This is a genomic window from Gordonia gummivorans (assembly GCF_022513585.1).
GTDB lineage: Bacteria > Actinomycetota > Actinomycetes > Mycobacteriales > Mycobacteriaceae > Gordonia.
The window spans coordinates 66,412-76,602 of record NZ_JAKWBF010000028.1 but is presented as its reverse complement, the minus strand read 5'-3'; the positions used below and the strand labels follow the sequence as shown (position 1 = coordinate 76,602).

The 10,191-nt window shown below is 65.3% G+C and carries 8 protein-coding genes and 1 pseudogene; 5 read left to right on the top strand and 4 right to left on the bottom strand.

Going from position 1 to position 10,191, the window contains the following annotated elements; all coding sequences use genetic code 11:
* Window positions 1–222: 222 nt before the first annotated feature.
* The 3 genes from MKW15_RS18805 (at window position 223) to MKW15_RS18795 (ending at window position 4,078) form a co-directional block, all read left to right on the top strand.
* Window positions 223–966: a hypothetical protein gene (locus MKW15_RS18805; protein ID WP_240860793.1), complete on the top strand. Its 744-nt coding sequence runs from the start codon at window positions 223–225 to the stop codon at window positions 964–966.
* Window positions 967–1,440: 474 nt separating this feature from the next.
* Window positions 1,441–2,373, top strand: coding sequence for a MerR family transcriptional regulator (locus MKW15_RS18800; protein WP_240860791.1), 933 nt, complete (start codon window positions 1,441–1,443; stop codon window positions 2,371–2,373).
* Window positions 2,374–2,440: 67 nt separating this feature from the next.
* Window positions 2,441–4,078 carry a sigma-54-dependent Fis family transcriptional regulator gene (locus MKW15_RS18795; RefSeq protein ID WP_374247456.1) on the top strand — a complete coding sequence of 546 codons (1,638 nt, stop codon included), beginning with the start codon at window positions 2,441–2,443 and terminating at the stop codon, window positions 4,076–4,078.
* 280 nt (window positions 4,079–4,358) lie between these two features.
* Here the strand turns inward: MKW15_RS18795 and MKW15_RS18790 are convergent, their stop codons facing one another.
* Window positions 4,359–5,012: an RES family NAD+ phosphorylase gene (locus MKW15_RS18790; RefSeq protein WP_374247455.1), complete on the bottom strand. Its 654-nt coding sequence runs from the start codon at window positions 5,010–5,012 to the stop codon at window positions 4,359–4,361.
* The gene (locus MKW15_RS18785; RefSeq protein WP_240860789.1) at window positions 5,009–5,596 is read right to left on the bottom strand and encodes a DNA-binding protein; all 588 of its coding nucleotides are present in this window, start codon (window positions 5,594–5,596) and stop codon (window positions 5,009–5,011) included. Before MKW15_RS18785 ends, MKW15_RS18790 begins: the two co-directional genes overlap by 4 nt.
* Window positions 5,597–5,789: 193 nt before the next feature.
* Here MKW15_RS18785 and MKW15_RS18780 point away from each other — a divergent pair.
* Both MKW15_RS18780 and MKW15_RS18775 read left to right on the top strand, forming a co-directional pair.
* Window positions 5,790–7,284, top strand: a pseudogene (locus MKW15_RS18780) (aldehyde dehydrogenase family protein).
* Between the two features lie 25 nt (window positions 7,285–7,309).
* The gene (locus tag MKW15_RS18775; protein WP_240860787.1) at window positions 7,310–8,428 is read left to right on the top strand and encodes an NDMA-dependent alcohol dehydrogenase; all 1,119 of its coding nucleotides are present in this window, start codon (window positions 7,310–7,312) and stop codon (window positions 8,426–8,428) included.
* A gap of 355 nt (window positions 8,429–8,783) precedes the next feature.
* On the opposite strand, the gene MKW15_RS18770 is transcribed toward MKW15_RS18775, so the two are convergent.
* Entirely contained in the window at window positions 8,784–9,398 is a 615-nt protein-coding gene (locus tag MKW15_RS18770) for a TetR/AcrR family transcriptional regulator (protein WP_240860807.1), read from the bottom strand.
* Complete coding sequence (locus MKW15_RS18765; RefSeq protein WP_240860785.1) at window positions 9,392–10,183, bottom strand: enoyl-CoA hydratase family protein; 792 nt, start codon at window positions 10,181–10,183, stop codon at window positions 9,392–9,394. Before MKW15_RS18765 ends, MKW15_RS18770 begins: the two co-directional genes overlap by 7 nt.
* Window positions 10,184–10,191: the final 8 nt, after the last annotated feature.

Here is a 10,191-nt window from a genome sequence, read left to right as displayed (position 1 = left end):
AAAATGACGGCTATCTGAGACTCGCGTTACGAGTCTCAGATAGCGCCGTCAGCCGTGACGACGCAGCTGGGGACAGCGCCGATCCGGTCTACAGAGGGACATGCCGAGTATTTCGCCGCGAAGCCGACACCGGCCACCAACCATTCTGATATCCAAAGAGGACGAGACGCTGCACTCGGCAGAGGGCGCAGCCCCTTTGTCATTCCTACGAGGAGGCTAGTAATGCCAGATGTCGAGATGCGGGCGCGCTACATCTGGAACAAGCGTGAGCTGTTGCATCGCGCTCGCCAAGCGGCCGCAGTCATGGATCTCTCAATCTCGCAAGCTCGCGACGACGGTTTTCGAGCCGGCAGTCAGTGGTGGGGGGCCTACGAAATTGAGGTATGGATATCCACCAAGTTCTTCTCACACATCGTCATCCACGGCCGAACACTGAAAGTCGGTTTCAACAGTCGCCTGTACGACAAGTGTGCACTGCTACTTGATCTCGTTCGCAACCCCACCCCTAAAGTCATGAACGAACCGGCGGTAGAAGTTGAAGTAGTTTACCGCTCGACCGGTACGTCGTGGGAACGCATGAGAGAGCGCGAGGAAGCTCGCCTACAATTGCGCGATTTCAGGGAGATGAGAGAAGAATCTGACTCTCAGACAGTGGTGTATGGCGGAGGTTCCTCAGGACCATCGCGTGCGCGGCAGGGTCTCGCGTCCTTGCGTAAACGGTCGGCTGCCATGGGCATCGATTTGATGGACGGTAGCTGGGATCCTCTCACCCAACTCGTGATGGAGGCGTTCAACGGTGAAGTTCCGACGGGGCTCCCCGTATACGTTCAAACCCCTGCCGACGTTGAAAGGTGGTACAGCCATTTGCACAAGTATCTCCCAGACGGATCGCCTATTGAACAGAGTTTGGAGAAAGCAATGAACCAAAACAGGCAGATCAACGCTGCGTATTTCGGAGCACACTAGGTGTGCGATGCGGACGACGTCATGGCTCTGGTGCCGAGGTTCACGGATGTGGGCGGCTTGGTCACCCTCCATCCCCGTCACCTGCAGCAGGCGCTTGCGAACCCTGTCGGGTGACGGCGTGACTGGGAGTGGTGACAGGTACCTGAGAGTCTCTGGACTGTGGTTGCGGCGCGTTGGCGTGTGGCGGCTGCTGTCATCGGATGTGGGACTTCGCGGGTCGGCGGGTCGTCAAAGAAACTGAGTGACAGCCGATGTGAGAGTTCCCGTCCTGATTTGCGCAGCTCGGCTATTTCGGAGTCTCAGGTAGGTGTCTGTCATCGAGTCTCATCTAGGTTGTCAAAGTCTCAACTGCGTTGTCATCCGACACTGAGTGTCATCCCAAAACGTGCCAGTTGTCAATGGCGCATTTCGCCGTGGGTGATTTCGGAAGTACGCTTATCGGCACACCAGGCACAGGTCGGGAGCACCCAAGGAATGGCACGAACGACGCCGCAACGACTGAAACAGCTGGCCGCGATCATCGATCAGCTGTCAGGAGCGCCTGCGTATGTCGGCAAACAGTCCCGAGAACTCGAATCCTCCGTGACCAAGCTGGTCACCAATGCGACCCGGCAGACATTGGGACACTCGCGGTCGGAGAGGTACCGCATCGACGACCTCGCGCGCATCACCGGCGTCACCACCCGCAACATCCGTGCCTACCGCGAGCGCGGACTCCTCCCCGCCCCACACCGCGTGGGACGGGTGACGCTCTATTCGGATGCCCACGTCACCCGGCTTTCACTGATCAGCTCGATGCTCTCGCGGGGCTACCAGATCGCCCACATCGACGAGTTGCTCAGCGCCCACCAGAGTGGCCGCCAGATCTCCGACATCCTCGGACTCGAGGCCGAGTTCTCCGAGCCGGTGGCCCAGAATCCCCACACCACCCTGTCCGATCTCGCAACTGACGGCGTAGATGGCGACGCGGCCCGTCGGCTGGCCCGGCTCGGACTCATCACCATCGGGCGCGGGGACGTCACGGTGAACGAGCCCGCCGTCGTCGAGGCCATCCTCGCCCTGGCCACCGAGGCACGTCCCGTGTCCGCCGTGCTCGACACCGTCGAGAAGGTCGCACCGGCCTTCGACGCGTTGAGCACCGCACTGACCGACGCCGCCGACGCACTCGCCCAATCTGGCCCTGATCCCGACAGCACACATCCCGACAGGGCACATCCCGACAGCGCACATCCCGACAGCGACGAACGTGTCGCCGACGTGACCCTCTCACTCGTCCGACTGCGTGCACTGGCAGATGCCGCCACTCGGTCTGCGCTCAATCGAGTCACCAACGAGCTTCTGACACAACTGCTCTCGCAGCCACCCGACGAGCATGAGCACACCGACAGCTCTCCTGCGCCGACCTGACCCCTTTCAGCGACGCCATTGATCCTGACCCCGCCCTTCCCCCCGCACCGAATCTGTGCCAGGGTGTGTGACCATCGACACATCCATCCGCCCCGACCGCCCTCCACAGCGCGCGATGATCGCGCACTCGTGGCGTCGATCGGAGCTGTCCGGTGTCCGGCCCGACGCCGCACCGCCCACGACCACCGTCGACATTGCCTCCGCCGATCCCCTGCTCGACGCGGCACGGCCAGTCCTCGACGCCGCCGCGCCTCAGCTCGCCGAGACCAACATGTCGCTGCTGCTCGTCGACCACGAGTGCCGCATGGTCACGCGCGTCGCGTTCGGGAGCACCGTCGAGCGCGCCCTCGACGACCTCGGCGCATCACCGGGCATCCCATTCGGCGAGGAATCGGTCGGGACCACCGCGCTCGGCACGCCGGCGGAGGTGCGCGGGCAGGTCACCGTGAACGGCGCCGAACACTACCTCGATCAGTTCAAACACCTCAGCTGCTTCGGGCAGCCCATCGTCCACCCGGCGACGCGCCGCCTCGCGGGCATCCTGTGCATGACGGAGATCGCCGACCGCATCAACCCGCTGTCGGTCCCGTTCGTCACCGGCATCGTGTCCGACATCGCCGACCGCCTCCTCGACCGCTCCCGCGCCCACCAACGCTGCGTCCTCGACGCCTTCCAGCGGGCCGCACCCCGACGCGACATCGCGGTCGCCGCCCTTGGTGACGACCTCCAACTGACCAACGCCCTCGCCGCAGAACTGTTGTCGCCCACCGATATCGGCACGCTGCAAACCCTCGCCGCCGATCCCACTCTGGGCATCACCAACCTGCGGATGACCCTGGCGTCGGGCGTCGAGACCGACGTCGTGGTCGAGCCGATCGCAGGCGCCGAGGGCGCCGCGCTGTTCCGGTTCCGGACGATCTCGCCGGCGGATCGACCGGCGCTCACGTTCGCCGGCACGCAACCTCAATCCAGCGGAGCAAGCATCGCCGTGGTCGGTGAGCCGGGAACCGGCCGGAGCACGCGTGCCCTCTCAGTTGCCGACGAATATGGTTCCACCCCAATCATTCTCGACGTCGCCGACGCGCTGATCGGTGGCGAGAAGCCAGACGTGATCGGCATGCTCGCCGCGAGCCGTCGCGACAACCGACCGCTCATCGTCGACGGTGTCGACCTTCTCGACGACAAGACCGTGTCACTCCTGACCAGAGCAGCCGCGACCGCCGATGCCCATCATCCGCTGATCCTGGTGAGCGGCCCCGGCGCCGGGGCAGCGGTGTCGGCTCTGTTGAGCCGCTGCACTTCTCGCGTCGACCTTGCGCCGCTACGCCAACGCACCGCCGAACTCGCCGCGATCGCCACGTCGATCCTGTCCTCCATCGACGCCGACCTCCGGCTCTCGACGCCGGCCACCGACGCCCTGCTCTCGCAGGAATGGCCGGGAAATCTCAGCGAACTGTGGTCGGTTCTCGAGCACGCCGCGCAGGATTGCCGGAACCGCAACACACGCGTCGTCGACGTCGCGGCGCTGCCCGAGCGCTACCGGACGACCAGTCGGGCGGCACATCTCTCGGGCCGCGAACAGGCCGAACGCCAGGCCATCATCGACGCGCTCGACCGCGCCGGACGCAACAAAGTGCACGCCGCCCGGGAACTCGGTATCAGCCGGACGACGCTGTACGCACGCATGCGTGCGCTGGGAATCTGACGCAACACTCAGCCCGAATCCGAGGCCAAATCCCGCTGCCTGAGGTGCGGCGAGCGCTAGCGAGGAGCCTCGAAGGCCTGGTTACCGTTGCTTCGTGGTTACCCAATTAGCTTGTCTCACCAGCCCTTCGAGGCTCTCGGCTAGCGCCTCGAGCACCTCAGGGAGCGGAGGTCGGCTGGCGCGCGCTGTTGGACGCACGCCCTCACTGAGCTTCCACGGGTCCAGGCTCAGCCAGCGGAAACGGACACATACAGCGGAAGCGGGACGCGGCGACACTAGCTCAGACAACCGAATAGCCAAGTCGCCAGGCAGCTCCGGCGATGCGGCCGGCGAGATCGGGGTGCGACAGAGGCAAGGAAAGCTGCGGCCGGTCGGGCATTGCGGTGGCGGCGGACGCAAACAGGGCCAGGCACGGCGCGCCCGCAAACCGGCTGTTGTATCGCAGTCCGTCGATGTGCGGGAATGCCTCTGCGATGTTCTGGGCCCAGCGCTGGGTGATGCCATGGGCACCAGTCGATATGGCGTATGTACCGCCCACACGTGTCACCCATGCGCCGGTGCTGTCGGCAGCCACATCCAGGACTCTCAGTGGCCTGATGGAGCTGAGCCCGGTCAGGTACGGTCGCCCCAATTGGCGGTCGATGGTTCGATTGAATTGGAAGGATTCAGCCAACGCGGCGTCGGGTGAGCTTGCGCCGTACCACACGCTTCTCCCGCTCGGGTCCTCACCGACCGGGAGCGAATGCGGATCGAACCGCAACAGCGGACCGTAGGTGCGCATCGCGTTCCATGCCAGAACGTGATCACCGATGGTCTTGTGCACTCGCCACCACACCTGTTCGATCGGGATCACTCGTGACTCGTCGTCACGGCATCCCAAGGTACGCAGAGCTTCCGGCGACGGCGGCTCGGGCAGCATCGAGTCTGCCGTCATGAAGCTGCCCAGTCACCCGCTTCGACGAGACGCAGCACCGGATCGACAAGACCGCCGCGCAGCAACCAGTTCCGGACAGAGTGCAGCTGCCCGTCGATAGCGAGGTCAGCCTGCGGCGTCGCCAAGAATCCCGCAACCGACAACGGGTGAACGTCCTGCGCCAACAGGAATGGCAGCACGCGTTCGAGACCACCGACCTGCGTGAGCCCGATCCCTTCGCGGGTGTCGTCGAACTGCGCAGCCGGATAGACCCACCGGCGACCGTCCAAGATCGCCCACAGACTGTGATCGAGGCGGCGCTGTCGAACCCGAGAGTCGGAGACACCCAACCCCTGCGCCACGTCGCGCGACGAGTAGGCCGTGCTGAGCAGACGCCCCATCTGCGCGATGGCGTCGGCTGCGGCCTCCGCGTACGCCTCGGCGTTCTCGGTGAAACCGTGGTCGTCGAGCAGCACAGCTTCGTTCTCGGTCAATCGCGCCGCCCCCGGCCGTTGCGGCGGGAGCGTCTTGAGCGCAGCAACGAGATCGGCGCGACCCAGATCAAACCGATCTCGCAGAAGCCGTTCGAGCTCGTCGACGGACATGCGATCACCTCACGACATCATTTCTAACGACTCTTACCACTAGTCGTTAATCGAGGCCGCCACACAATCCGGTGTACACCCCGGTGTTCAGTTTCTGGACAGTGCATGACGCCCGATCGGTGGCAGAAATAGGTCAGATCGCATGTGTAAGCCAGGTCACATCCGACCGGCCGATCTCGACCAGGAGGTTCCTTTGACTGCCGTCGCCACCGAGTTGCTCCCGAAGGTCCGTGACTTCATCGCCACCGACCGCCCCCTGCTGATCGGGGGTGACTGGGTGACGGCCGCGTCGGGCGCGACCTTCGAGACCATCGATCCCGCGACCGCTCGGCCGATCACCTCGGTGGCCCACGGTGGCGCCGAAGACATCGACCGCGCCGTCCGCGCAGCCCGACGTGCCTTCGATGAGGGACCGTGGGCGACGATGAAACCCAATGAGCGCGAACGACTCCTGTGGCGCGTCGGCGATCTGCTGACTGAGCGCGCTGCGGAGTTCGGCCAGCTCGAGGCCCTCGACAACGGTAAGGCCGCCACCATCGCCACCGCCGTCGACGTGTCGTGGTCGGCCGACATCTTCCGCTACAACGCGGGCCTGGCCACCAAGATCACCGGTTCGACGGTGGACGTCTCGATGCCGTTCGTGCCAGGCGGCGAATTCCATGCGTACACGCTGCGCGAGCCGGTTGGCGTCTGCGGGCTCATCGTGCCGTGGAACTTCCCGCTGCTCATGGCCTCCTTCAAGCTGGCGCCGGCACTCGCCGCCGGCAACACCGTCATCCTCAAGCCCGCCGAGCAGACGCCGCTGACCGCGATGCTGCTGGGTGAGATCTTCGAGGAAGCCGGCTTCCCGCCCGGCGTGGTCAACATCGTGACCGGCTTCGGCGACGCGGGCGCTGCGCTCGCCGCGCACGACGACGTCGACAAGATCGCCTTCACCGGCTCGACCGAAGTCGGCAAGAAGATCGTCGAGGCGGCGAAGGGCAATCTGAAGAAGGTCTCACTCGAACTCGGCGGCAAGAGCCCCAACATCGTCTTCGCCGACGCGGATTTCGAGAAGGCGGTCGCCGGATCGGTTGCGGCGTGGATGTTCAATCACGGCCAGTGCTGCGTCGCGGGCACCCGGCTCTTCGTCGAACGTCCCATCTTCGACGACTTCACCGCCGCTGTGGCAGAAGCCGCGTCGCAGGCCAAGATCGGACCGGGTCTGCACCCCGAAACCGAGCTCGGACCGCTGGTCAGTCAGGAACAGTTCGACCGCGTCAGCGGATACCTTTCGGCCGGACTCGCCGACGGCGCACGCGCCCTCCGGCGGCAAGCGTTGGGGCGATGAGGGATTCTTCATCGAGCCGACGGTGTTCGTCGACGTCGAACCGCACTTCTCGGTGGTGCGCGAAGAGATCTTCGGGCCGGTCGTCGCCGCGCTGCCCTTCGACGCCGACACCGGTGTCGCCGCGGCCGCCAACGACTCCATCTACGGACTCGCCGCGGGCATCTGGACGCAGGATCTGTCCAAGGCGCACAAGACCGCTCGCCAGATCAAGGCCGGATCGGTGTGGGTCAACCAGTACAACGGCTTCGACACCGCCATGCCGTTCGGCGGCTACAAGCAGTCCGGCTGGGGACGCGAACTCGGGTCGTCGGCGATCGACCTCTACACCCAGCAAAAAGCCGTCAACATCTCCCTCTGACCCGTTCTGCAAAGGAGCACAACACATGTCACTCACCACCAAGGCTGCCGTACTCACCGGACCGGGCAAGCCGTTCGAACTCGTCGAGCTCGACCTCGACGAGCCCCGCGAGGGCGAGGTACTGATCAAGTACACCGCGGCCGGACTCTGCCACTCCGATCTGCACCTCACCGACGGCGACCTCCCACCCCGCTACCCCATCGTCGGCGGCCATGAGGGCTCCGGGATCATCGAGGCCGTCGGCCCGGGCGTCACCAAGGTGAAGCCCGGCGACCACGTGGTTTGCAGCTTCATCCCCAACTGCGGCACGTGCCGCTACTGTTCGACGGGCCGCCAGAACCTCTGCGACATGGGCGCCACCATCCTCGAAGGCTCCATGCCCGACGGGACCTTCCGGTTCCATTCCGGCAGCGACGATTTCGGCGCGATGTGCATGCTCGGCACCTTCGCCGAGCGCGCCACCATCAGTCAGCACTCGGTGGTCAAGGTCGACGATTGGCTGCCGCTGGACAAGGCCGTGCTCGTCGGTTGCGGCGTCCCGTCGGGCTGGGGCACCTCCGTGTACGCCGGCGGTGTGCAGGCCGGCGACACCGTGGTCATCTACGGCATCGGCGGTCTCGGCATCAACGCGGTGCAGGGTGCCGTGTCGGCCGGCGCGAAGTACGTCGTCGTGGTCGATCCGGTTGCGCTCAAGCGTGATACGGCACTGAAGTTCGGCGCGACCCACGCCTACGCCAACGCCGCGGAAGCCGCCGAGAAGGTCAACGAACTCACCTGGGGACAGGGCGCCGACCAAGCACTCATCCTGGTGGGCACCGTCGACGAGGAGGTCGTGCAGAACGCGACCGCCGTCGTCGGCAAGGGCGGCGTGGTGGTCATCACCGGCCTCGCCGATCCGACCAAGCTGACCGTGCACGTCTCCGGCACCGACCTCACCCTCAATCAGAAGACCATCAAGGGGTCGCTGTTCGGTTCGGCCAACCCGCAATACGACATCGTCCGGCTCCTGCGACTCTACGACGCAGGCCAACTCAAGCTCGACGAGCTGATCACCCAGACCTACACCCTCGACCAGGTCAACGAGGGCTACCAGGATCTGCGCGACGGCAAGAACATTCGCGGTGTGATCATCCACGACAGCTGAGCTGTCGCCATGACCCCGGCCCCGGACGCGGAACCCCCGCGCGTCCGGGGCCGGTTCCATGGTGGCGCACCTCATCTGCTGGTCGAGTAGCGACGAGCCCGACCCACCCGCTGGTTGAGTAGCGACGAGCGAGCCTGCGAGCCCGCCCCACCCGCTGGTTGAGTAGCGACGAGCGAGCCTGCGAGCCCGACGCGTATCGAAACCTCGCAAGAAGCTCATGTCCGCAACCAAAGTGGTTGCTGACATGGATATCTCACCGGGTTTCGATACGGCCTCGGCTAGCGCCTCGACCTACTCAACCGCCAGAAACAGCCAGCACACACTCGGCCCTCGCGTTCAATCTTCCAGGAACCAGTCACACTGACCGAAGGCCCAACGCCATCATCGCCGACCACGTGTCGACAACCTGTGCTCGTCGCGCGGAATCATCCGACAAGGTGTCCGCGAGGCCCAGCCCGCGCGCCAAGTCCAGGGTGGCCTGAACCAGTCGACGCGCATTCGCATCGTCGGGTGCCGCGCCCAGAGCGCTCATCACCATGCGGTGCGCGGCCCGTGCGAACCTCGCCTCCATCGGGAGGATCAGTTCGCGCAATGTCGCGTCCGACGCCGCGGCGGCCCACACCTGTAGGGACGCCTTGAATTCGGTGCCGGTGTAGATGGCGACCGCACGGTCGACGGCCATCCGTGCACGCTCGTCGAGGTCGTCGGGCACGATGTCGACGAGGGTTGTCGCGGCCTGGGCCATGTCGTCGAAGATCTGTTCCAGGACGGCGGTGATCAACGATTCCCGGGTCGGGAAGTGGTGCTGCGCAGCGCCTCTGGAGACCCCGGCGCGTTCGGCCACCGCGGCGACCGTCGCCGCGGCCCACCCCTCGGACGCGAGCACGTCGATGGTCGAGGCCAGCAGACGCTCACGCGTCAGACGCGAGCGTTCCTGCTGCGGGGTTCGTTGCGACGCGGCGGTCACGATGAGCTGAGATCCCAACTCGGCCGCGTCTTGGAGAGGAACGCCGTCATCCCTTCCCGCGCCTCAGGTGAGGCGAACAACTCGGCCGACTCGCCCGCGCGCTGACGCGCATACCGGGTGAAGTCGGCGAGGTGACCGGCTGTCGTCAACGCCTTCGACGCTGCAAGCCCCTGCGGCGACGCCTTTCGCACACCGGCCAGGACCGCTGCCACCAGGTCGTCCAAACCCGCTGCGCTGTCGGTGGTCTCGGTCAGCAGTCCGACGGCGACGGCGGTGGCCGGATCGAAGGTCTCGCCGGTCAGGAAGTACCGTCCGCTCGCCCGCGCGGTGAGCTTGGGCAGCAACGTCAACGAGATCACCGATGGCGCCAAACCAAGTCGAGATTCGGTCAGCGCAAACGTGCAATCGGGCCCTCCGAACGCCATGTCACTTGCCCCCAGCAGGCCCAGCCCACCCGCCCGCACATGACCATTGACCTTGGCGATGACCGGTTTCGGCAGCTCCATGATGGTCCGCATGAGGTCGAGCATCGCGCTCGTACCGATCGACGACGCTTCCTCGACCGACACCCCCTTGGTCAACGCCTCACTCAGATCTGCGCCGGCGCAGAAGGTTCCACCGGTGTGGGTCAGCACCACCGAACGCACCGACGTATCCGATTCCGCTCCGTGCAGCCCGGCGAGTAGTTGAGCCACCAAGGTTTCGCCCAGCGCATTACGGTTCTTCGGCGAATCCAACGTGAGGGTCAGGACACCGTTGTCGACGGCGCTGTGCACCAGTTCAGTCACGGCACCCT